The 21,476-nt window shown below is 68.9% G+C and carries 21 protein-coding genes; 10 read left to right on the top strand and 11 right to left on the bottom strand.

What is annotated here, in order from left to right; all coding sequences use genetic code 11:
* Window positions 1-39: 39 nt before the first annotated feature.
* The 4 genes from Aco03nite_RS24105 to Aco03nite_RS24090 all read left to right on the top strand — a co-directional run bounded on the left by Aco03nite_RS24105 (window position 40) and on the right by Aco03nite_RS24090 (window position 3,147).
* Window positions 40-492, top strand: coding sequence for a MarR family winged helix-turn-helix transcriptional regulator (locus Aco03nite_RS24105; RefSeq protein WP_239145381.1), 453 nt, complete (start codon window positions 40-42; stop codon window positions 490-492).
* 226 nt (window positions 493-718) lie between these two features.
* A complete protein-coding gene (locus tag Aco03nite_RS24100; protein ID WP_203798060.1) occupies window positions 719-1,570 on the top strand; it encodes a tetratricopeptide repeat protein in 852 nt (283 codons plus the stop codon).
* A 132-nt stretch (window positions 1,571-1,702) separates the two neighbouring features.
* Complete coding sequence (locus Aco03nite_RS24095; protein WP_203798058.1) at window positions 1,703-2,227, top strand: RNA polymerase sigma factor; 525 nt, start codon at window positions 1,703-1,705, stop codon at window positions 2,225-2,227.
* Window positions 2,212-3,147, top strand: a complete 936-nt coding sequence (locus tag Aco03nite_RS24090) for a hypothetical protein (protein ID WP_203798056.1) — start codon at window positions 2,212-2,214, stop codon at window positions 3,145-3,147. The genes Aco03nite_RS24095 and Aco03nite_RS24090 overlap by 16 nt, the downstream gene beginning before the upstream one ends.
* 171 nt (window positions 3,148-3,318) lie before the next feature.
* Here Aco03nite_RS24090 and Aco03nite_RS24085 read toward each other — a convergent pair whose 3' ends face one another.
* Window positions 3,319-4,482, bottom strand: coding sequence for a citrate synthase 2 (locus Aco03nite_RS24085; protein ID WP_203798054.1), 1,164 nt, complete (start codon window positions 4,480-4,482; stop codon window positions 3,319-3,321).
* 67 nt (window positions 4,483-4,549) lie between these two features.
* Between Aco03nite_RS24085 and Aco03nite_RS24075 the strand changes: the two genes are divergently transcribed.
* Together Aco03nite_RS24075 and Aco03nite_RS24070 are read left to right on the top strand one after the other, a co-directional pair.
* Complete coding sequence (locus tag Aco03nite_RS24075) at window positions 4,550-6,265, top strand: citrate synthase (RefSeq protein WP_239145380.1); 1,716 nt, start codon at window positions 4,550-4,552, stop codon at window positions 6,263-6,265.
* A 25-nt stretch (window positions 6,266-6,290) separates the two neighbouring features.
* Window positions 6,291-6,926, top strand: coding sequence for a nitroreductase family protein (locus Aco03nite_RS24070; RefSeq protein WP_203798052.1), 636 nt, complete (start codon window positions 6,291-6,293; stop codon window positions 6,924-6,926).
* A gap of 127 nt (window positions 6,927-7,053) precedes the next feature.
* Here Aco03nite_RS24070 and Aco03nite_RS24065 read toward each other — a convergent pair whose 3' ends face one another.
* Both Aco03nite_RS24065 and Aco03nite_RS24060 read right to left on the bottom strand, forming a co-directional pair.
* The gene (locus tag Aco03nite_RS24065; protein ID WP_203798050.1) at window positions 7,054-7,473 is read right to left on the bottom strand and encodes a hypothetical protein; all 420 of its coding nucleotides are present in this window, start codon (window positions 7,471-7,473) and stop codon (window positions 7,054-7,056) included.
* 36 nt (window positions 7,474-7,509) lie between these two features.
* Window positions 7,510-9,282 carry an ABC transporter ATP-binding protein gene (locus Aco03nite_RS24060; RefSeq protein WP_275415893.1) on the bottom strand — a complete coding sequence of 591 codons (1,773 nt, stop codon included), beginning with the start codon at window positions 9,280-9,282 and terminating at the stop codon, window positions 7,510-7,512.
* A 118-nt stretch (window positions 9,283-9,400) separates the two neighbouring features.
* Between Aco03nite_RS24060 and Aco03nite_RS24055 the strand changes: the two genes are divergently transcribed.
* Entirely contained in the window at window positions 9,401-9,814 is a 414-nt protein-coding gene (locus Aco03nite_RS24055; protein WP_203798049.1) for a MarR family winged helix-turn-helix transcriptional regulator, read from the top strand.
* A gap of 912 nt (window positions 9,815-10,726) precedes the next feature.
* On the opposite strand, the gene Aco03nite_RS24050 is transcribed toward Aco03nite_RS24055, so the two are convergent.
* Both Aco03nite_RS24050 and Aco03nite_RS24045 read right to left on the bottom strand, forming a co-directional pair.
* Window positions 10,727-10,984 (bottom strand): hypothetical protein, encoded by a 258-nt coding sequence (locus tag Aco03nite_RS24050; RefSeq protein WP_203798047.1) that lies wholly within the window; start codon window positions 10,982-10,984, stop codon window positions 10,727-10,729.
* Between the two features lie 406 nt (window positions 10,985-11,390).
* Window positions 11,391-11,978 carry a hypothetical protein gene (locus tag Aco03nite_RS24045; protein ID WP_203798045.1) on the bottom strand — a complete coding sequence of 196 codons (588 nt, stop codon included), beginning with the start codon at window positions 11,976-11,978 and terminating at the stop codon, window positions 11,391-11,393.
* A 1,077-nt stretch (window positions 11,979-13,055) separates the two neighbouring features.
* Here Aco03nite_RS24045 and Aco03nite_RS24040 point away from each other — a divergent pair.
* Complete coding sequence (locus Aco03nite_RS24040) at window positions 13,056-13,712, top strand: hypothetical protein (protein WP_203798042.1); 657 nt, start codon at window positions 13,056-13,058, stop codon at window positions 13,710-13,712.
* A 367-nt stretch (window positions 13,713-14,079) separates the two neighbouring features.
* Here Aco03nite_RS24040 and Aco03nite_RS24035 read toward each other — a convergent pair whose 3' ends face one another.
* Genes Aco03nite_RS24035 through Aco03nite_RS53090 form a run of 5 tightly spaced genes read right to left on the bottom strand, consistent with a single transcriptional unit; the run spans window position 14,080 to window position 18,803 of the window.
* Entirely contained in the window at window positions 14,080-14,919 is an 840-nt protein-coding gene (locus Aco03nite_RS24035; RefSeq protein WP_203798040.1) for an alpha/beta fold hydrolase, read from the bottom strand.
* Complete coding sequence (locus Aco03nite_RS24030) at window positions 14,916-15,794, bottom strand: SDR family NAD(P)-dependent oxidoreductase (RefSeq protein ID WP_203798038.1); 879 nt, start codon at window positions 15,792-15,794, stop codon at window positions 14,916-14,918. Before Aco03nite_RS24030 ends, Aco03nite_RS24035 begins: the two co-directional genes overlap by 4 nt.
* Complete coding sequence (locus tag Aco03nite_RS24025) at window positions 15,794-17,314, bottom strand: flavin-containing monooxygenase (RefSeq protein ID WP_203798036.1); 1,521 nt, start codon at window positions 17,312-17,314, stop codon at window positions 15,794-15,796. Before Aco03nite_RS24025 ends, Aco03nite_RS24030 begins: the two co-directional genes overlap by 1 nt.
* Complete coding sequence (locus Aco03nite_RS24020; RefSeq protein ID WP_203798032.1) at window positions 17,308-17,607, bottom strand: DUF4873 domain-containing protein; 300 nt, start codon at window positions 17,605-17,607, stop codon at window positions 17,308-17,310. Before Aco03nite_RS24020 ends, Aco03nite_RS24025 begins: the two co-directional genes overlap by 7 nt.
* A complete protein-coding gene (locus Aco03nite_RS53090; RefSeq protein WP_239145379.1) occupies window positions 17,604-18,803 on the bottom strand; it encodes a TetR family transcriptional regulator in 1,200 nt (399 codons plus the stop codon). The genes Aco03nite_RS24020 and Aco03nite_RS53090 overlap by 4 nt, the downstream gene beginning before the upstream one ends.
* A gap of 71 nt (window positions 18,804-18,874) precedes the next feature.
* Between Aco03nite_RS53090 and Aco03nite_RS24010 the strand changes: the two genes are divergently transcribed.
* The gene (locus Aco03nite_RS24010; protein ID WP_203798030.1) at window positions 18,875-19,765 is read left to right on the top strand and encodes an AurF N-oxygenase family protein; all 891 of its coding nucleotides are present in this window, start codon (window positions 18,875-18,877) and stop codon (window positions 19,763-19,765) included.
* A gap of 17 nt (window positions 19,766-19,782) precedes the next feature.
* Here the strand turns inward: Aco03nite_RS24010 and Aco03nite_RS24005 are convergent, their stop codons facing one another.
* A complete protein-coding gene (locus tag Aco03nite_RS24005) occupies window positions 19,783-20,808 on the bottom strand; it encodes a hypothetical protein (RefSeq protein WP_203798028.1) in 1,026 nt (341 codons plus the stop codon).
* 418 nt (window positions 20,809-21,226) lie between these two features.
* On the opposite strand from Aco03nite_RS24005, the gene Aco03nite_RS24000 reads away from it, so the two are divergent.
* Window positions 21,227-21,421, top strand: a complete 195-nt coding sequence (locus tag Aco03nite_RS24000) for a hypothetical protein (RefSeq protein ID WP_203798025.1) — start codon at window positions 21,227-21,229, stop codon at window positions 21,419-21,421.
* The last annotated feature ends 55 nt before the right edge of the window (window positions 21,422-21,476 follow it).

The following is a 21,476-nucleotide window of genomic DNA, read 5'->3' as shown; positions in this document are numbered from 1 at the left end:
ACACCCGTGGAAGGATCAGAAACCGCAGAACGTGGGCGGTTGCGCAGGGAGCTCGTCGACCTGCTGAACGCGTACAGTGGCGAGGCGCAGCACATCGGGCACGCCTTCGCCAGCCAGCACCGCCTGCACGCCACCGACATGCATGCCCTGCTCGCCGTGATGCAGGCCGAGCGCCGCGGCAACCCGCTCACCCCCGGCCGGCTCGGCGAGTCCATCGGCCTGACCTCGGGCGCCACCACCGCACTGATCGACCGTCTGGAACGCGCCGGTCACCTGCGGCGCTCCCGGGAGAGCGCGGACCGCCGCGTCGTGCACCTGCGTTATGCGGACGCCGGGATGGCGCTCGCGATGGCGTTCTTCACGCCGCTGGCCCCGCGCACCGACGCGGTGATGAACGACTTCACCGTCAGCGAGCTGGTGACCATCGAGAAGTTCCTGCACGGCATGATCGGCTCCCTGGTCTCCTACCGCGACGAGCTGCGCAACCCGTGACCACGCGCCTCGTGACCGCGCGGGGCGGTTCGGCTCTTGTTGTGGCCACACCGTCACGCGGCCTTTTCCCCGCCGTGCGGCAGTTGCGCGCGTCGCGGCTGTTGGTTCTCACCTAGTTCGCTGGCGTACGAGGAAAGGGGCTCTTGATCTGGGGTCGGCCGTTGGCAACTCACGTGCACCGTGATGTGACCACGCGCTGCCCGGGTCGCTGCCGATCGGGAGCATCGTGCAAACCGAGCTGCTTCTCGCCGAGGCCGATGCCCTGCTCGCCCGCGGGCGTGCCCACAATGCCGCACGGCTGCTCACCCCGTTCGTCGGGCGGGAGCCGGAGAACGTCGGCGGCTGGCAGCGGATGGCCCGTGCCCGCCTCGACCTCGGCGACCCGGCCGAGGCGCTGGTCGCCGCGCAGGCCGCGTGGCATCTCGACCCGTACGGCACCGAGTCCCTGCACTGGCTGAGCGCCGCCCACTCGCACCTGGGCGACCACGCCGAGGCCATCGCCGCCGCGGCCGCCGCCTGCCGGGAGGACCCGGGCAACCCTCGCCTGCACAACCGTCTCGCCCAGGCGCAGCTCGCCGCGGGCCTGCCCACCGACGCCGCCGAGGGACTACGGTGCGTCGTCGACATGGCCGGCTGGGACGCGGATCTGATGGTCACGTACGGGATGGCCCTCTTCGCGATCGGCCGCCCGCTCAGCGCCCGCGAGGCCGTCGGACGTGCGCTGGCGATCGATTTCGGTCACGCCGGGGCCCGTAGCGCGCTGCACGCCTTCGCGGCGGCGATGAGCACCGCGGTCGATGCCGCGTCCCTGGCGCTGGCCGCCGACGACTACGCCGAAAGTCTGCGGATCCACCCCGGCCGGCCGCCGCTCCGTCGCCCCGGGGCGGTCCGTTCGGCGACCGGGTATGTGGCCCGGATGACGTTGTCGTGGTTCCTGGCAGTGCTCGCCGGGGCCGGTCTCCTGGACGCTGCCGGGCTGCTCACCGTGCCGTCCAGCCTGTACGTCGCCCTGCTCTGCGCGGCCGGGACCGCGGGTTGCGTCTTCGCCCTGACCGACCAGTCCCGATCCCGGGCCTGAGGGCGGCCCGCTTCTGACCAGCCCGTCCCGAACTCGGGCCTGCCTTTCGATGGGCGTTTCTCGCCGGGCCTGGCTGGATTTTCGCCGGGATTCGGGTGTGACAGCCTTTCGCGTGCCGGACAGGTAGGGGGCATGGACCAACAAGAGCGGTTCCGGGCGCTGCACCGGAACACCTACGCTGACCTGCTGCGGTTCGTCGAACGGCGGGTGCCGGCGGACGAGGCGGAGGACATCGTGTCCACCGTGTTCCTCACCGCCTGGCGGCGGCTCGCCGACGTCCCCGAGGACGCCCGCCCCTGGTTGTTCGCGGTGGCCCGGCGGACGATGGCCAACCAGACCCGCGGTTGGTTGCGGCGGCAGGCTCTGGACGTACGCCTGAGCGGCGACGGCTTCCACGAACCGGACGGCGCCACCGGGGCGGCCACCCGGGTCGACCTGGAACGCGCCTGGCGAACCTTGAGCGCCGGCGACCGCGAGGTGCTCGCCCTGATCGCTTTCGACGGCCTCACCTCGGAACAGGCCGCCACCGTGCTGAACTGCCGCCGGTCCACCTTCGCGATGCGCCTGACCCGGGCCCGCAAGCGCCTCCAGTCCGCCCTCGAACCGGCGGCCCCCGCCCTCCTAGTCAAGGAGCAGCAGTCATGGACGAACGCATGAACGACTCCACCGACCCCACGGCCTCCGGATCTCCGCTGCGCGACACCTACCCGGGCCCGCTCGCCGGCCGCGGCACCGACCGGGCGTCGTTTGCCGGCCGCGACAATGACCCGGGCCTGTCCGCCGCTCGCGACACCGGCCGGGGCCTGTCTGCCGCCCGTGATCACGATCTGGGCATGCTCGCCGTTCTTGATCCCGCTCGGGGCCGCGAGCCGAGCCGCAGGGAATGGGCCCGCTCCGAGGCCTTCGTCGAGCGGGTGATCGACGGCACCGCCTCCACCTCCACCTCCGCCTCCCGGCCGCCCGCACGGCGCTGGATCGTCGCCGGCGCCGCAGCCATGGCCGCCGGCGCGGTGGCCGCCGTAGCGGTGCCCGCCCTGGTCCCCGGCACCACCGAGAAGGCCGTCGCATCGTGGACTGCGATGCCCACCTCCCGAACCGGCGACCAGGTGCTGCCGCAGGCGAAGGTGTGCGCGTCCGGCGACGTCGGCGGAAAGACCAGCCCGCAGGCCGCCGACGTGCTGCTGGCCGAACAACGGGGCGAGGCCACCCTGCTGATCATGAGCAAGGCGGAGGGCGTCGTCGAATGCCTGATGGTCGCCGAGGAGAGCGCCGCATCGATGGGCCTGGCCGGCCCCGGGGGGTTGCCGGCTCCCGCCGCCGGTACCGTCAACCTGGAGACGATGAGCTCCCTGGGTGACGGTGACGACCAGTGGTCCAACATCGTCGGCCTGGCCGGTCCGGGGGTCGACGCGGTGGAGATCCGGCTGGACAGCGGCGCGCTCCTGCAGGCCAGCGTGAAATCCGGCTGGTGGGCGGCCTGGTGGCCGGGCCCCGAGGGCGGCGAGGTGGACACCTTGACCGTGACGGTCCACGCCGGCGGCAAGACCACCTCCTACCGGCCGTCCGAGCTGCCCTGACACCCGTTGTTCCTGGTCGGCCGCCCGGTCTTCACGGGCGGCCGACCGTTTCTCATGGTCGACAGTCCGTTCCTTACGGGCGGCCGTCCGGTTCTCACGGGCGACAGTCTGTTCCTTACGGGCGGCCGTCCGGTTCTCACGGGCGGCCGCCCGCCTTCGGGTCGGCCGTCATCACAGGGGAGCGGTGACCGGGGGCCAGCCGGGAACCTCGGCGGCGTCACGTTCGCCGGGCCCCACGTAGTCGGCGGACGGCCGGATGATCTTTCCCAGGCGCTTCTGTTCCAGGATGTGGGCACTCCATCCAGCGGTCCGGGCACAGGTGAACATCGAAGCAAACATTTCCGCCGGTACGCCCGCGAAGTCCAGCACCACCGCGGCCCAGAACTCGACGTTCGTCTCCAGAACCCGGTCCGGTTTGCGTTCCCGGAGTTCGGCCAGGGCAGCCAGTTCCAGTGCCCGCGCCACCTCGTACCGCGGAGCCGCCAGTTCCCGGGCGGTCTCCCGCAGGATCCGCGCCCGAGGATCCTCCGCCCGGTAGATCGCATGCCCGAACCCCATGAGCCGCTGCCCGTCGTCAAGCAGCCGCCGAACGTATCGCCGGGCGTCCACACCCCGCTCGACCTCTTCGATCATGCCGAGCGCCCGGGCCGGAGCCCCACCGTGCAGCGGCCCCGACAGCGCCGCGATCGCAGCCGACACGCAGGCGGGAGCATCGGCCCCGGTACTGGCGACAACCCGGGCGGTGAAGGTGGAGGCGTTCATGCCGTGCTCAGCGGCACACACCCAGTACCGGTCGATGGCCGCCACATGCCGAGGATCAGGTTCCCCTCGCCAGGCAATCATGAACCGCTCGGTAGCAGTCCGCCCCGCAGCCACCAGCCGCTCCGGCACAGGAACCCCCTCCACCCCGGAAACCCGCTCCACCACCCGCCCTCCCGCAGCCGGACCTCCCGCCGCGGAGAAGAGGCGAGCGGCCCGGGCGACGTAGTCCAGGACCGCCGCCGACGTCGCGGCCAGGTCGTCGCGGGCCTGCTCGTCGGAGATGTCGATCAGTTGACGCATGGACCATCGCGGGGCCAGCAGCGACACCGCGGCCTGCACATCGGCCCGGATGTCCCCGGTGTTGTCCACAGGCGGAAGCGCCCCGGCCGGCGGAAGCCCCCGACGGAAGTCACCATCGACGAGCAGCCCCCAGACGTCACCGAACGAGGCCCGCCCGGCCAGGGAGTTGATGTCGACGCCGCGGTACCGCAGCGCCCCGCCGTTCCGATCGGGTTCGGCGATCTCGGTGTCGAAGGCAACAACACCGGCAAGCCCAGGATTGACTGTCAACATGACCTCAATGTGGATAATCAACATGTTGATGTCAATGTTGATCCAGTCAATATGAGAGGATGGCAACATGGCCTCTGAACCGCTGCTGACCACCGAGGAAGTCGCTAGCCTGCTGGGCGTCAAGCAGGCGACGGTGTATGCGTATGTCAGCCGCGGTCTCCTCACCAGCCGGCGCAACGCCGACGGCAAGAACAGCCTGTTCACCAGATCCGACGTCGACGCTTTCGTGGCCACCCGCAAACGACCCACCACCCCCGGCATCCAGACCGGCATCACCCTGATCAGAGACGGCCGCCTGTTCTTCCGAGGCCAGGACGCCACAATCCTGGCCCGAGACTTCTCGTACGAGTCCGTCGCGGCCCTCCTGTGGTCCGGAGACCAGACCCCCACCCCAGTCAACACAGGCCGGCCGACCGGGACAGTCATGCCGGCCGACACAGTCCGGCTGGCCAGGGCGGACACACCGGGCAGCTCGAACAGACCAGCCGAGTCAGGCGAGCCGGGAGAGACCACCGGCGTGACAACGGCAAACCGGCCGGCCCAGTGGGGCAACCCCGATCAAACCATCCGGCTGGACGCAACGAGAGGCCCGAGCAGGGAAGCCCAGCCGGACGAGTCCGGCCGCCCGAGTGAGGAGACCGGCCGCCCGGGCGAAGAGCCCGGATCAAGAGAAGCCGAGCCGCAGGGCGAGACGGCTGCGGCGGCTGGCCCGGTAAGAACGGCTGGCCCGGCAGGAGCGGTCACCCTGGTTGAAGCGGTCGGCCCGGCAGGAACGGTCAGCCAGGCAGGGGCAGTCACCCTGGCTGCAACGATTACCCCGGTTGAAGCGGCTGACCCGGCGGGAACGGTCACCCTGGCTGAAGCGGCCGGCCTGGCAGGAGCGGTCGGCCCGAGCCGGGAATGGGCCGGTCGGCCGGGGGCTGACCTGCTGATTCCGGTCAACGGGAAGTTGTGGGATCTGGTTGTCGAGGTCACGGCGAAGCTGCCGGCCACCGCCCGGCTCACCGACCGCCTGCGGGTGATCGTCGCCGCCGCGTCGGCTGCTGATCCGCTGCGGTTCGACACGTCGCCCGCCGCGGTGATCGCTACCGGACGGGATCTGCTCGCCACGATGGTGCACGGGCTGCCGGCCCGCACCGGTGTCCCGGTCAAGCCGATCCCGCTGGCCGAGGCACTCTGGCACCGGCTGACCCGTGTCCCGCCGACGGAGGAGGGTCTGCGCGCTCTCAACGGCGCGATGGTCCTGCTCGCCGATCACGACATCGCCGCGTCAACACTTGCGGCAAGGGTTGCCGCGTCAACACGTGCACACCCGTACGCGGTGGTCAGCGCCGGTCTCGCCGCACTCGACGGTCCGTTGCACGGGGCGGCGAGTGGTCTCGCGTACCAGCTGCTGATCGAATCCTCCGGTGCCAAGGGACCGGCGGTGACTCTTTCGGATCGCTTGCGCACCGGTGTTCCGGTCCCCGGGTTCGGGCATCCGCTCTATCCGGACGGGGATCCGCGCGCGACCGCCCTGTTCGATCTGCTCGGCGACGGTGCGCCGAAGCAGGATGCTCTGCGGCTGGACCGGACGATGCGTACCAGATCGGGCACCGCCGCCAACATCGATCTGGCGCTCGCCGCACTGTCCCTGGAATACGACATGCCCGCCGAGGCCGGCGAGGTGATCTTCGCGGTGGCCCGGACGGCGGGCTGGCTGGCGCACGCGATGGAGGAGTACGGCGATCGCCCACTGCGTTTCCGGCCGTCCGGAATGTACGCGGGACACCATCCCGGCTGAGGCTACCGGCCAGTAGGATCCCGGCATGACGGACCCGAACGCACTACCTCTGCTGGAGGCGTTGCACTCGACGCCGGCCCGCCGCTACCTGTCCACCGAGCCGGTCGGCGACGACGTGATCCGCGCCATCCTGGACGCCGCGATCCGGGGCCCATCCGCCGGCAATGGTCAATTCTGGACATGGATCGTGGTCCGCGACCCGGAGACGAAGAAGCAGATCGCGGACTGGTACCGGGAGGGCTGGGAGCGCCACTACGGTTCCCGCCGCGAGCAGATCCTGGGCGCGCCGGAGGGCGGCCCGATGAGCAAGAAGAGCTTCCTGGCCGCCGACCACTTGGCGAATCACCTGGAAGAGGCACCGGTCTGGATCTTCCCGGTCCTGCTGGGCGCCGCGAAATCCACCAATCCAAGGCTGGGTTCGTCGATCTACGGCGCCGTCCAGCACCTGATTCTGGCCGCCCGCGCACACGGCCTGGGCGCAACCTTGACCACCTTGCACATCGGCCACGAGGCCGAAGTCCGCACCCTGCTGGGCCTCCCGGGGGACGCACTGACGATGGCCCTGATCCCGATCGGTCACCCCAGCCGAGGCCGCTGGTCCGAACCCAAACGCCGCCCCCTCGAAGAGGTAGTCCACTTCGAAAAGTTCAAAACCAGCTGATTGCGGTACGCCCGTCAAACGCCCCGCCCGCTCCACCGGGCGGGGTTCCACCTTCGTGCGGGGGCCACTTCACGTGGGTTTCGCATTCGGGCAGGCGTTCGTGTTCGCGTGGAGTGGGGTGGTCCCGTCAGCTGATCTGGAAGGAACCGCTGCCCAGGATGAGGATGTCCATCTGGGTGGGGTCGTCCTCGTTGCGGATGTGGCCGGCGTAACCGTCGCCGGAGACATGCGGCTCGATGAGCTCCAGGAACGAGTAGATCTCGCCCATGCCGTCGTCGTGGACCAGGACTCGGACGTGCAGGCCCCACTCGACGACGTCGCCGTAGGCGGTGAAGCCCCGCTTCTGCTGCCGCAGCGTGGCCACGTCACCGCCCGGCAGTCGACTGTCCGGGTCCGGGTCGAACGTCTGGTAGGGGAACGTGTCGTCGCTCAGATGCGCCGGGCGCTCGTCGGCGATGCCCAGCAACCAGTGAAGTGTGTCCAGAACGGTGTCCGGAGTGTGTGCTTCCAGGAAGCAGCTGATGACGACCTCGTAATGAAAGCTCACGTGCGCCGACGATAGGTCCCGGCCGGACATCGATGATCAGCGGGCCAGGGTGGCGTAGTGCCCGCCGCCCCGGAGCAGGGAATCGTGGGTGCCGGACTCCAGGATCCGGCCGTGGTCGATCACCGCGATCTGATCGGCGTTGCGGACCGTGGACAGCCGGTGCGCGATCGTCACCGTGGTGCGCCCCTCGGCCAGGGTGTCGAACGCCTGCTGAACGGCACGCTCGGTCTCGTTGTCCAGAGCACTGGTGGCCTCGTCCAGAACCAGGATGCGGGGATCGCGCAGCAGGGTCCGGGCGATCGCGATGCGCTGTTTCTCACCGCCGGAGAAGCGGTGGCCCCGGGATCCGACCATCGTGTCGTACCCGTCGGGCAGCGCCGTGATCAGATCGTGGATCTGGGCGGCCCGGGTGGCGCGCTCGATCTCGGCGTCGGTGGCGTCCGGTTTCGCATAGCGCAGGTTCTCCCGGATCGTGGTGTGCAGCAGATACGTCTCCTGGCTGACGACGCCGACCAGGGCGGCCAGATCGTCCAGGGCCAGGTCGCGGACGTCGACGCCGTCAATGGTGACCTGACCGGACGTCGGGTCGTGCAGCCGCGCGATCAGGGCGGCGATGGTGCTCTTGCCGGAACCGGTCTCCCCGACCAGGGCCAGGGACGACCCGGCGGGCACGTCGAGACTCACGCCGGCCAGGGCGGCGGTGGCGCTGTCCCCGTACGCGAAAGTGACGTCCTTGAACTGGAGGTGCCCCCGTGGCTCGGTCAGCCGGACCGGTGTCGTGGGCTCCTGGATGTCGACGGGGAGGTCGAGGTACTCGAAGATGCGCTGGAACAACGCCAGCGACGCGGTCAGCGTGACCCCGACGTCGAGCAGGCTCATCAGTGGGCGGAACAGGCCCGCCTGCAACCCGGTGAACGCGACCAGGGTGCCGATGCTCATCGCGCCCGCGGCGAACGGCAGCCCGGCGGCCAGATAGATCGCCGCGGGGATCACGGCGAAGACGATGTTCATCGTGGCCATCCGCCAGCGGCCGGCCAGCTCGGAACGCAGCTCCAGGTCGATCAGCCGGGACGACGACGAGGTGAACCGGTCGGTCACCGCACCGGTCGCGCCCATCGTCTTGGCGAGCTGCACGCCGCTGATCGACAGGCCCTCGTCGATGATCACGTTGAGGTCGGCCAGCTCACGCTGCCGTTGAGCGGTGATCGCCTGGCGCATCCGGGCGACCCGCCGCGTCCAGTAGACCGCCGGTGGCAGCGCGACCAGCGACACCAGCGTGAGTTGCCAGGACAACGCGGTCATGGCGACCAGCGTGGCGATCACGGTGGTCAGGTTCGCGGCGACCGACGTGGCAGTCGAGGTGACCACCTGCTGCATGCCGCCGATGTCGTTGGTGATGCGGGACTGGACCTCACCCGTGCGCGTGCGGGTGAAGAACGCCACCGACTGCCGTTGCAGGTGGGCGAACACGTCGGTGCGCAGCCGGTGCATGACCCGCTGACCGACGGTCGTGGAGATCCAGGTCTGCACGACGCCGAGCGCGGACGTGGCCGCTGCGACACCGATCATGCCCGCCACCAGCCAGGACAGCAGGCGCAGATCGGACTGGGGGAGTGCGACGTCGATGACCTCGCGGAGCAGGAACGGTGAGGCCATCGAGATGACGGACGAGACGATGATGACGGCCACGACGACAGCGAGCTGCCCGCGATGGCCGACGAACAGGCCGCCGATGCGGCGCAGCGAGACGGCGCGGGCCTGCGCCTTCTCCGCGGGGGTCAGGGTGCGTGCCGCGCCGCGGCGTGGGATTTCTGCCAAGAGCGTGCCTTTCTTGTACGGGGGTATCCGGGTCGTGTGGTGGCCCGGGCGGCATGCTGAGGTTACCTCAACATGAGGGAGCAACGGTAATCGCTGGTAGTTTGTTCCCGTGGAGGAGGACGGGCTGCTGGAGACGTTCTGGGCGGTGTCCCGGAAGCTGCGTGAGCACACCAGGATCACGCTCGAGCCCTGGCATGTCTCGCCGTCGCAGTCCCGCGCGGTCATGGTGCTCTCCAAACACGGTGAGATGCGTCTCAGCGCCCTGGCCGAGCATCTGCGGATCGTGCCGCGTTCGGCCACCGAGGTGATCGACGACCTGCAGAACCGGGGGCTGGTCGAGCGGCGTCCGGATCCGTCCGACCGCCGGGCCACCCTGGTGGTGCTGACCGAGCGCGGTGCCGAGACGGCAAGGGCCATCCGGGAGGCTCGCGCCAGCGAGGGCGAACGGCTGTTCGCCGGCCTCAACCCGACCGACCGCGCACACCTGTCCCGAATCCTCAGGGAGTTGCGGGACAGCCGCTGACCGGTCCGTAAGGGGGCGGTGACGGATTTTGGTCAGGCTTCGGCGGGTCCAACGACGTGGCCGGGGGATTCGTCGTCCTGCTGATGGAGGTCGGCGCCATGATTGCGGCCCTGGTTGCGTTGGTTGCGTTGGTTGCGTTGGTTGCCGCCGGCGGGGCGGCGGCGTCGCCACGGGTTCGCGACGGGGTCAATTCGCGGCGTGGTCGAAGGGTTCGCCGTTGTGTCGGACGCGAGGGTCGCCAGGTCCGGGCGGCCGGATCGCAGTCGCCGATTTCGGTCTTGATGAGTATTCGTTTCAAGGGTTCGCCCGGTCGCGAGAATTCTGATCTTTCCCGCGTTTGGTTCCGGTCTTGCCGAGCGCTGTGGGCGGCGGGATATGGGCTGGTGCAAGCCCGTTCTCGGATGTCCGTAAGCCGTCATTACGGATTACTGGGAGAGGATCGCCACAATAGCGTCACTACGGACAACCGCATCTAAATCGTGGGTAGTCGGGTTATCGGGTCGGATGGCGCTGTTGGGTACGGCGCTCCGGCCGGCGGTTCACCGGCGGCCTCCGATCATGCGGAAGGCGTTCGATGGTTGTCACCTCCCGGGAATCCGCATCCGAAGGCACGCCCGAGAACTCCTCCAGCCCCACAGCAACTCCTAACGGCGCGGAAGCGCGGACCCAGGTTCCCAACAGCACGGAAGCGTGGACACAGGTTCCCGGCGGTCCGGAAGCGCGGGAGCAGGTTCCTGATAGTTCGGAAGCGTGGACGCAGGTTTCTGACGGTCTGGCAGCGCGGGAGCAGGTTCCTGATGGTCCGGAAGCGTGGACGCAGGTTTCTGACGGTCTGGCAGCGCGGGAGCAGGTTCCTGATGGTCCGGAAGCGCGGGAGCGGATTCCCGACGACGCGGAAGCGCGGACGGCAGCTCAGCCGCCAACAACTGCGAAGCAGGGAATGCCGCCGCCGGCTTCTCTGCCCTTGACGTCATCAACATTGACGTCAACATCAGCTTCGTCTTCATCAACATCGGCTTCGGACACATCGGCTTCATCAGCAGAGGCGCCACCGGCACAACCTCGATCAACGCTTCCGCCGTCTACCCAGCCAACGTCAACACAGGACTCGTCAACATTGACGTCCGCAATGTTGACCACCGCGCCGTCAACATTGATCGAGTTGACCACATCGGAATCATCATTGACTGGATCAACATGTTCCGGATCAACCTGTCCTGGCTCAACATGTCCCGGATCAACGTTGACTGAATCAACAGCGATTCAACCGATCCTGAACCTGTCGGCTGCGGGGCCGACGGTTTCGGCTGCGGGCTCGATCGTTACCTCCGCTCCGCAGATCACCGACGCTACGATGCCGGTTGCCGTGCTCGCGGTCATGCCCGGAGCCGCCGATGCGCGCCGAATCGATGCACGCCAGATCGCCGCATTGGTGCAGGCGGGCGCCGTTCGCTGGGCCACCGGCTCGCAGCAGGCCAACGGCTCGCAGCAGGCCAACGGCATGCAGCAGGCCAACGGCATGCAGCAGGCCAACGGCATGCAGCAGGCCAATGCCGTGCAGCAGGCCGAGGCTGTCCTACTCGCTGGCGACGCGCGGCATGCTGCTGGTGCCGGCCAGATGGGCGGCACCACTCACATGAGTCAGGCGTTTCAAGTGGGTAGCGCCGGCAGGCTCAGCCACGAGGCTCAGGTGAGCGGTGTTGGCCAGGTGAGCGGTGCCGGCCACGTGGGTTCGGTGGTTCAGGTGGATGGTGCGGGCTGGGCCGGTCGTGTTGTTCAGCTGGATGGTGTTGGTCAGGTGGGCGGTGCCAGCCACGTGGGATCTGTGGTTCAGGTGGACGGTGCGGGTCGGGCCGGTCGTGTGGCTCAGCTGAACGGTGCTGACCAGGTGAACGGTGCCAGCCACGGGAGTCATGCAGCTCAGGGGGGCGGTGCGGGCTGGGTGAGCCGTGTGGCTGAGGCGGATGACGTCAGCCAGGTGGACGGTCCGGGCGGGGTGAATCATGCGGGTCCGGTGGTCGGCGTCGGCCATGTCGACGGTCTGACGCGGGTTGACGGGGCGCGGCAGGTCGACGCTGGGTATCGAGATGATGCTGTTCGACCGGTTGGTGATGCTTGGCGGGCTGCTTCCCCAGGGCGGGCTGGGGCAAGGGATGCCGAGCACGATGCGGGTTCCCGGGTTGATGCGGGTTCCCGGGTTTACGTCACGGCGGCGGGGCGGGATTCGGCGCCGCCGGGTGCTGTCACCCCCTCAGGCGACACCTCTCCCCAGGCGAGAGGCACCGAGCCCCACGAGGGAGGCACTGAGCCTCATGTGAGAGGTGCTGAGCCCCACGTGAGGGGCAGCGAGCCCCATGCGAGGGGCAGCGAGCCCCATGTGAGAGGTGCTGAGCCCCATGCGAGGGGCAGCGAGTCTCATACGAGAAACACTGAGCCGCAACATGAGGCGGGCGGTGAAGGATCACCCGTAGCCGGTGGGCTTTATGGGGCACCGGCTGGCGTTGATGCTGGTCCGGCTTCTGCTGCGGTGACGGCCGTACTGACAGGTGTGGGTGAATCTTTTGGAACTGCCGGTCTGATGCCTGCCACGGGGCCGCGAGTTGATGCGGCTCGGGTGTCGGCCGCGGTCACGGCTGTGCTGACGGGTATCGGTGAGACAGGGTCCGGTTCCGGAAGGTCCGCCGCGGTCCGGGCGTCCGCTGTGATGACCGGTGGCCGTGCAGCCATCCGTGCCGACGGCGGCGGGATCCACAACGTCCATACCGTCCACAACGGGATCAGCACCGGATCGCCCGGCGACACCGTGGTGATGCATGACCGGACAGGCATACTTCCGCCCTCGACCGTGGTGATGATGCGGGTGGGTGAACGACCGAAACCGGCCCTACGGCAGCGCACCGGCAGCGCGTCGACTGCCGTACCGGAGCGCACCGGCAGCGCGTTGACAGCCGTACTGGAGCGCACCGACGACGTGTCGAGAGCCGCCGCGGCGTTCATGGCGAACACGGAGCCAGGACACGTACCGACGGCTCCGCGGTTGAAGACCGGCGATCTGCAAGGTCCCGCGACAGATGTCCTGGAGCACGTCGCCTACGGACTATCAGCCGACGGAGCGGCCGCATTTGCCCAGGCCAAAGCAGCGCTGGACCAACTTCTGGGACGGGGAACGGCAGTCGTGGGACAGACCGTCGGTGCCGTGGGCAGGGAAGCACGCAGACGTCCGGTCCTCACCGTGGGATTGATGACCGTGGGGGTGGGGGCCGTAGCCGCGTCCGCGTTCGGGATGGCGCCGGACGGCCCTCAGTTCCGGCCGCCGCCGCTGGCCGCAGCCCACACCCCGGCCCCCGCCGATGCCTCCGGCGTCTACTCCGGACTGGCCCCCTACGAGCCGCCCGCCCCCACCGGAAGACATCGATCGGCAACGGTCGACGACCAGTTGGGCGAGGCGTCCCCACCGCCGACAGGGTTGACTGCACCGTCGGGGTCCGGCGTCAAGACGTCAACACCAGTTCCGTCAGGTGTCACCACCACCGACCTGACCGCCACCGGAACGGTGGGCCGAACCGCATCGATCGGTTTCAGTCACCCCCGCGACGGCGATACGCTGGCAGCGAACGCCAGGGTCAGCGGCAGCGCCGACCTCCCACCCCACCACCAGGTCTGGCTCCTGCGCAGACACGGAGCCGGCACCCCGTACCGGGTGGTGGGCGCCTGCCCCGGCGGCTGGAGTTTCACATGCGGCCCCGCGGGATTGGAGACCGGCGGTGACGAAAATTTCCAGTTGACGGCAGTGGTGGTGGACCCGTCGACCGCCCGCACGTTGCGCCCCGGCCAGTCCCGAGCCCTCCTACCAGCCAATGTGGCCCACAGCGAGATCAAAATCAAAAGAGCAAGCTGATTTGCCGGTACGCCCACCAACCGCAGCCCGTGCCGCAGCTTTCCGAAGAGTGACCCCGGAGGAATCCTCGGGTTTCAGTGCTCGTCGAGGGTCACTTTCAAGAAGGTGCCGACAGCCCACAGCAACCGCCCGTCGAAAAGAACATGTCGTGAAGGGAAAGAGCGGCCACCGGGGGGAGAGGGAGCCGATGCCCGGACGCCATGACGACCGGCGCGGCCTCGGAGACTGTGTCCGAACACCCTCTGCCACGACAGGTCGGAGTGGCATCCGGCAGCGGCGGGTTGAAAGCCTCGACCGGCGAACTCCGATGCGGCGATGAACACATGCGCGGGGGCCGAGACCTGGCGATCAGCGCCGACAACCGCCCTCAAACAGCCACCCGGGACAACATCGGCCGCACCAGCGCGGCGAACTCCGAAGCCCGCTCGATCTGCGGCATGTGCCCGGTCGCCGGGAACAGATGCGCCCGGGCATGCGGAAACGCCGCCCGAGCCGCCCCGAGATGCCGGCTGGGCAGGATCAGGTCCCGCTCGCCCCACACCAGGGTGGTGGGCACGGGACTACCCGCCAACCGCCCCAACAGTTCAGCCCGCCAGGCGGCGCCGACCCCGCGAACCCCGCCGAGCGCTCGCGCGATCTCCAGATAGACGGCCGCGAAGTCCGGCTGCCGCGCGATCCGCAAGGCCATCTCCACTCTGGCGGGCGTGACGAGAGCCCGGTCCGCGAAGATCATCCGTTCCATCCGCGGCGCGCTGATCCGGTCGATGCGGCGCAGCATCCGCCGCCCCAGCCCGGGGACGGCGAGCATCCGCAGCGCCGCCGTGACCTCCCGCCCGAACCCGGCACTGTTGACCAGAGTCAATGTTGATACACGTTGAGGCGAGCCGGCCAGCATCGTCATGGACACCGCGCCGCCGAGCGAGTTTCCCATCAGATGGACGGGCCGGTGTTCCCCGATGGCGTCGAGGGTCGCCCACACCCCGTCCGCGAGCACGCCCAGCGTGGTGGAAGGGGGCATCCGCTCCGACAGACCGAACCCCGGCATGTCGATACTGATCACCCGGTACTCGTCGTCGAGCAACGGATGCTGCAGCTCCCAATCCTCCAGGCTGCGCCCGATGCCGGGCAGGAGCACGACCGGTGTCGCGTCCGGATCGCCGCTTTCGTGGAGACGGATACGCGTCCCCCGTACCAGCGCGAATCTCATCTTTTGATCGTGGTGTTCGCCGGTCGTGTCCCACGGCTGGTGGCGACGGCGACCGCGCGGACGACGGCGGCGTGCCCGACGGGCAACAGGCGGGCCAGGAGATCGGGCGCTTTGGCGCTGACGGCGATGAGCAGCCGGGCCTTGCGCCTGGTGACGGCCCGCAGAATCAGTTCCGCGGCCTTCTCCGGGGGAAAGCTGAGCAGCGCGGCGAAGCGTTTCATCTGGGGTTCGATCTCTTGCCGCGGTACGTGGGAGCCGATCAGCGCCGACTCCGCGATCCGTGTCCGGATGCCGCCGGGATGCACCGTGGTCACACCGACGCCGTGGTCGATCAACTCGCCGCGCAGCGCCTCGCTGAGCCCGCGCAACGCGAACTTGCTGGCGCTGTACGCGCTCTGCCCGGGCGGTGCGATCAACCCGAACAGACTGGACATGTTGACTAGATGACCGCCGGTCGATGCAGTCAATGCGGGCAGCAGCGCGTGGGTGAGCAGCATCGGCGCCCGGAAGTTGACGTTCATGACGTGCTCGAACTCCTCGACGGTCACCTGGTCGAAGCGCCCGCCGAGTGCGATGCCGGCGTTGTTGATCAACAGGCCGATCGCGGGGTGGTCGGCGAGGATCCGCGCGGCGACGGATTCGACGGCGGCCCGGTCGGCGAGGTCGGCGACGACGGTCTCCACGGTCAAGGACGGATTCGCGGTACGGATCCGCGCGGCGACCGTGGCGAGACGATCCTCGGTCACGTCGATCAGCACCAGGTCACTGCCGCGGAAGGCCAGCCCGTAGGCGAGGTGTTCGCCGATGCCACTGGCGGCTCCGGTGACGACGGCGGTGCGCCCGGCGAACCGGTACTCGGAAAGACGACGGGACATCAGACCACCTTCGGAGAGCCGGAAACGGACGTGGAGCCGGGAGCAGAGTCAGAGCCGCGCAGAGCGGCCGCGTCGTGGGCGAGACCGGAGCGGGGCGTGAAACTCATGTCGCGGGTCACGTCGGCTCGGGGAGTGGTGAGGACGTCGCGCAGATAGTTCTGCCGGATGAGCCACGGGTCGTGATCGCCCTGGCGGGGGAACAGGTCGAGGGCCCGCTGCACGTATCCGGAGGACAGGTCGAGCAGTGGCCGCCCGGTCCCCTCCGGCGTGACGGGTGTCGCCGCCGCCAGATCGTGTTGATCCATGTGATCAAGTAGCTTCAACACGTACCGGTGGGACAGGTCGGCCCGTAACGTCCACGAGGCGTTGACGTACCCGATGCAGTAGGCGAAGTTCGGCACCCCGCCCAGCATCAGACCCCGGTAGGACACCGATCCGCCGACGTCGACCGTCACCCCGTCGACGACCAGCTCGATGCCCCCGACCGGCAGCAGCGACAGTCCGGTCGCGGACACCACGACGTCGGCGTCGAGCACCGCCCCGGACCGCAGCCGGATGCCCGACGGCGTGAACGTGTCGATGTGGTCGGTCACCACCGAGGCCCGCCCGGTCCTGATCGACCGATACAGATCACCGGACGGGATGACGCACAGCCGCTGGTCCCACGGGTCGTAGCGGGGTTTGAAGTGCTCGTCCACGTACGCCGGATCCTTCAGGAACCGGAGCGCGATCTCGCGCAGCGCCCGCCGGACCAGTCGCGGCCGGTGCCGGGCGAGTTGGTAGAACGCCTGGGTGAGCAGGATGTTCTTGGCGCGGGCGACCCGGTTCGCGGCGTGCGGCGGGAGCAGCCGGCGGGCGAGGACGGCGACCGCGTCCCGGCCCGGGAGCGGCGTGACGTAGGTGGGGGAGCGCTGCAGCATCGTCACGTGCGCCGCGTCCGCCGCCATCGCCGGGACCAGCGTCACCGCTGTCGCGCCGCTGCCGATGACGATCACCCGTTTGCCGGTCCAGTCGAGATCGGCCGGCCATGACTGCGGGTGCACGAGCCGGCCGGTGTACTCGGCGATTCCGGGGAAGTCCGGCTGATAACCGTGCTCGTAGTCGTAGTACCCGGCACATCCGTACAGGAAATTGCTTGTCAGAATGTCGCCGGAGGCGGTGTGGACGGTCCAGCGGGACTTCGTCGACGACCAGGTGGCGCGGGTGACCCGCGTCCCGAACCGGATCTTCGCGGTGATGCCGGCTTCGTCGGCGGTCTCCTGGATGTAGCGGCGGATCTTCTCGCCGGAGGCTAGGGATTCCGGCTCGCGCCAGGGCCGGAACGGATAGCTCAGCGTGTACATGTCCGAATCGGATCGGATGCCGGGATAGCGGAACAGGTCCCAGGTGCCGCCGATCGCGTCCCGTGCCTCGAGGATGGCGTAGGTGTCACCGGGACGCTGCCGTTGTAACCGCCAGGCGGCGCCGATCCCGGACAACCCGGCGCCGACGATCAATACGTCAACATGTTCGGTCAACATGAGCCTCCCGGTACGAACCACGGCGGCGTCCCGGACCCGGAGATCCGGACGCCGCCCCACGGATCAGGATCACCCAGCCGGACCGCGGTCTCCGGCGAGCCGGGCACCACGATCGTGGCTTTCCGCAGCCCACCCCCGACCCGCTGACGCAGCAGGTCGTGCGGCCCGGTGCGCCCGGCCCAGCGGAACCGCCCCTCGACAGGTTCGAACCGGGCCGACATCCGAACCTCGACCACCACCGGCCCGTCCTCGAGACACAGGGTCGCCGGCCCCCGATATTCCTCGTCGTTCATATGTCCCGCACCCCCGCACTCTCACTTCTCGGGAGGTCGCCGAGGGTGGCCGGCACGCCCATCGTGCCGCTGGAGATGTCTCGCATCGCTGCCAGACTGCCGGGGACGTCTCGTGCCGCAGCCGGACCGCCGGGGGTGTCTCGTGCCGCGGCCGGACCGCCGGGGGTGTCTCGTGCCGCTGCCAGACCGCCGGGGATGTCCGCGGCCTGGCGCATGCCGGCGATGCCGCTCCACAGGAACGTCGTCAGGTAGTCGGTGAGGGCGTCCCGGCTGATCGGCTGCTGCTGCCGCAGCCACCAGTCGCCGACCGCCTGGACGTAACCGACCACGCCGTAGGCCCACGGCAGCGCTGCCCCCGAGTCCAGCCCGCGTGCCCGCAACCGGTCCCCGAAGATCCGGGCCAGCCCGCTGGCCACCGTGTCCATCACGTCGGCGACCACGTCCCGGCCCCGGGTGACGTCGGGTTGATGGACCACGAACCGGTACAGATGAAGATCCGACTCGATGCGGGTCAGGTAGATGTCGATGGCCGCGGCGACCACGGCCCGGTCCTCGCGAACCGCGGCGACCGCCGGGATCATGTCGTCGAGCACCATCTGCCCGGCCACCTGCCCGACGGCCAGCCACAACTCGGACTTGTCGGCGAAGTAGCGGTACAGCACCGGCTTGCTGACGCCGGCATGCGCGGCGATCGTCTCCATCCCGACGTCCGGCCCGTGCTGCCGGATCGCCGCGACGGCCGCCGCCGTCAACTCGCCCCGCCGCTGCTCCCGATGCCCGTCCCACCGCCCACGACGCCCGTCCCCAGAGCGGCCGGTCGCCGCCCGGGCAGCGACTCGGCGCCCGTCACCGGAGCGAGCGGCCCGGGGACGAGCGGCGGTCTCACGCCCGTCAACGAATTGACCGGTCCCGGAGTTGGTCCCAGTGCCGGTCTCGCGGTCGCCGCTGGCGGTAACAGCTGTCTCGCGCTTGCTGCTGGTGGGAACAGTGGTCTGGCGCTCGCTGTCGGCGGGAACAGCGGTCTCGCGGTCGCCGCTGGCGCGAACAGCGGTCTCACGCCCGCCGCTGGCGGTAACAACGGTCTCACGCTCGCTGTTGGTGGGAACAGCGGTCTTGCCCTCATCTCCGGCGCGAGTGGTGGCCTTGCGGCCGTCGCAGGGACGGACGGGCTTGACGGGTGGAGTGACCGAACTCATAGTACTAGAAGTAACTGTTACCGCCGGTAACGTCAAGGACCGGCGACGTCGAGCATTTCCGGGAGGACCGGATGACAGACCGCGACCGCACCGCAGTTCGGCTGATCCGCTCCTCGGCCGAGCACTCCTACAACCCCGACGTGGAGATCGACTGGGAGGCCCCGTTCGTACCGGAAAAGTATTTTGTTCCTCCGCACCGCTCCAGCCTCTACGGCACCGCGCTGTGGGACCGGATGACCGAGGAACAACGTGTTGACTTGACCAGACATGAGGTCGCCAGCATCGCCGGTCTGGGCGTCTGGTTCGAGACGATCCTCATGCAGCTGCTGATCCGCGAATACTTCAGACAGGACCCGACCGCCCCGCACGCCCAGTACGCGCTCACCGAGATCGGCGACGAGTGCCGGCACTCGGTCATGTTCGGCCGGATGATCGCTCGACTTGATACACCTGTGTATCAACCCACCGGCGTCAACATGTGGCTCGGCAGATGGATCGCCCACACCGGCGTCGGCCCGCGCATGTACGCGGCCATCCTCATCGCCGAGGAGATCCTGGACATCCTGCAACGCGAGGCGATGGCCGACGAGAACGTACAACCGCTGGTCCGGATGGTCTCCCGCATCCACGTCGTAGAAGAGGCGAGACATGTCCGGTACGCCCGGGAAGAGCTGGCCCGACGGATTCGTACCGCAGGAAAGGCCCGTATCCACTTCGACAAACTGGTGATCGCCCGAGCCGCCTACCTGACCGGCGCCCGCCTGATCGACCCGCGCGTCTACCGGGCCGTCGGCATCGACCCGGAGGAGGGCCGCCGAGCCGCCCGCGCCAACCCCCACCACCGGGAGACCCTGCGCTGGGCCGGCGAACGGGTGATCACGTTCCTGTCCGATCTCGATCTTATCGGCGGCCCCGGCCTACGTCTCTGGCACGCCTCCGGCCTCCTGCCCCGAGCCCGCTGACCACTACGAGGGCTGACTCACGGCCGGTTGTGCAGGAACCACTCGTCACCCCGGGTGACCGCGAGGGCGATCTCCCACACGGTCATCTCCAGGTGACTGGCCAGGAGCGCTATCTGGTACGCCACCTCGAAGGCGTCGTCGGGCTCCTCCGGCCGTCGGCCGACGACGAGTTGGAGCATCGTCTCCCAGCCGGCCACCAGTTCGGCCTGCCACCGGTCATGCCACTGCAACAGTGCCCCGGCCAGCACACTCTCCGCGCCGAGCGTGCCGTGGAAGCTGACCCATCCGGCGAGCAGATGCGGCTCCGTGGTGGGTGGCAGCAGCAGTTCCACCCGCTCCGGCTGATACCACTGGTGCAGCCCGGTGAGCCGATCGCTGTACGGCGGGACCTGAGCCAGTAACGCGGGATCGTCCCGGACCCGATCGAACACGTACCGGTTCACGGTCCGTAATGTTGGTTCGGAGACACGCCGCCGCACCTCGCCGACTTCGAAGCCGGGGTACGCGTCTCTCGAACCAGTGCCCTCAGCCCAAGGCGCGTGTCCGAAACCGGCCAGCTGCGACCGAAGCGTGTCGTCGTCGAGCGGCTCGTCCCGCCAGGAATGATGCAACGCCTGCCACGGATCGATCGAGCGCGCCACCTGATCCATCGCAGTCAGGTTGCCGGGACCTTTCCACTCGCCCGTTTCGCGGGAGAGGCCGACTTCGCGGGCCGGGCCGACTTCGCGGGACGGGGCGACTTCGCGGGAGGAGCCGACCTCGCGGGAGGGGGCGACGGAAGAATCGGAGGAGGGATCGAACGGAGGGTCCTCGGAGTCCGAATCCTGCAGGATCTCGTCGAGAAATGGCGCGTCGCCGTCGACGAAAACCGGGCGCCGGCCGGTCGACTCCATCACCGCCCGAGCCGTCCGCCAGGCCGGCAGCATCTCCGCCGGATCCACCCCGCTGATCAGCAGAGAATCACCGAAAACCGGCATGATCGGCAGGTCGGCGAGCATCGTCGCCCGCAGGGCCCTCCGGACGGCATCCAGGTCAGCGGCCATGATTCGAGTATCCGGCCACCCGAGAACCACCGTAACCGGAATGCCGATCCAGAGTCGCCGCCGGAACCCGATCCAGAGTCGCCGCCGGAACCCGAACCAAAGCAGGCGCTGGAAAGCCGGGTCAAAGCAGCCGCCGGACAGACCGGACCAGGGCCGTCGCCGGTAACCGCATGAGACGCCGGAAAACCGGATGAGACGCCGCTTTCCCGGCACGAGCACGGCTGTGCGCCATGAAAGGCCGCCGGCAAGAGGACCGAACCCCGGGTGCTGAACGGTTTCGGTCAGGTTGCGGTGTCCTTCCGGAGCGCGGAACCGGACCATCGGCCGTTCGTCCTGCCCCTCACCTTGTGCGAGATTGTCGCGACATTCCGCGCTGAAGATCATCACGGCGGGGGAGTACGACGAGAGAGAGTGAGCGATGGACGACGCCCTGGTGGCCTACAACGCGGGCCGAGTGGACGGGGCCGCCGGGTTCCGGGATCCGCAGATCGCCGAGGATCCGGAGGTCGGCGCCGACTACCGGATCGGTCTGCTCGACGGCCGGATCGCGGCGTTCCATCTGAACCGGGAACTGCGCGGAATCCTCGGCCCGGACGACGTCACCGGAGCGTGATCGACAGGTCACAGTGCTCGACGGTGGCTATGTGAGCAGCCGTTATTCTCTCGGA

Origin of the sequence: Actinoplanes couchii (assembly GCF_016862075.1) — a bacterium.
Classification (GTDB): Bacteria; Actinomycetota; Actinomycetes; order Mycobacteriales; family Micromonosporaceae; genus Actinoplanes; species Actinoplanes couchii.
This window is presented reverse-complemented; position numbering and strand designations above follow the sequence as displayed.

Excerpts from the sequence above, each read along its gene's own strand:
- Aco03nite_RS24095 (WP_203798058.1), top strand. The coding sequence starts at position 1,703 with ATGGACCAACAAGAGCGGTTCCGGGCGCTGCACCGGAACACCTACGCT.
- Aco03nite_RS24090 (WP_203798056.1), top strand. The coding sequence starts at position 2,212 with ATGGACGAACGCATGAACGACTCCACCGACCCCACGGCCTCCGGATCT.
- Aco03nite_RS24085 (WP_203798054.1), bottom strand. The coding sequence starts at position 4,482 with ATGTTGACAGTCAATCCTGGGCTTGCCGGTGTTGTTGCCTTCGACACC.
- Aco03nite_RS24075 (WP_239145380.1), top strand. The coding sequence starts at position 4,550 with ATGGCCTCTGAACCGCTGCTGACCACCGAGGAAGTCGCTAGCCTGCTG.
- Aco03nite_RS24070 (WP_203798052.1), top strand. The coding sequence starts at position 6,291 with ATGACGGACCCGAACGCACTACCTCTGCTGGAGGCGTTGCACTCGACG.
- Aco03nite_RS24040 (WP_203798042.1), top strand. The coding sequence starts at position 13,056 with ATGACCGTGGGGGTGGGGGCCGTAGCCGCGTCCGCGTTCGGGATGGCG.
- Aco03nite_RS24035 (WP_203798040.1), bottom strand. The coding sequence starts at position 14,919 with ATGAGATTCGCGCTGGTACGGGGGACGCGTATCCGTCTCCACGAAAGC.
- Aco03nite_RS24030 (WP_203798038.1), bottom strand. The coding sequence starts at position 15,794 with ATGTCCCGTCGTCTTTCCGAGTACCGGTTCGCCGGGCGCACCGCCGTC.
- Aco03nite_RS24025 (WP_203798036.1), bottom strand. The coding sequence starts at position 17,314 with ATGTTGACCGAACATGTTGACGTATTGATCGTCGGCGCCGGGTTGTCC.
- Aco03nite_RS24020 (WP_203798032.1), bottom strand. The coding sequence starts at position 17,607 with ATGAACGACGAGGAATATCGGGGGCCGGCGACCCTGTGTCTCGAGGAC.
- Aco03nite_RS53090 (WP_239145379.1), bottom strand. The coding sequence starts at position 18,803 with ATGAGTTCGGTCACTCCACCCGTCAAGCCCGTCCGTCCCTGCGACGGC.
- Aco03nite_RS24010 (WP_203798030.1), top strand. The coding sequence starts at position 18,875 with ATGACAGACCGCGACCGCACCGCAGTTCGGCTGATCCGCTCCTCGGCC.
- Aco03nite_RS24005 (WP_203798028.1), bottom strand. The coding sequence starts at position 20,808 with ATGGCCGCTGACCTGGATGCCGTCCGGAGGGCCCTGCGGGCGACGATG.
- Aco03nite_RS24000 (WP_203798025.1), top strand. The coding sequence starts at position 21,227 with ATGGACGACGCCCTGGTGGCCTACAACGCGGGCCGAGTGGACGGGGCC.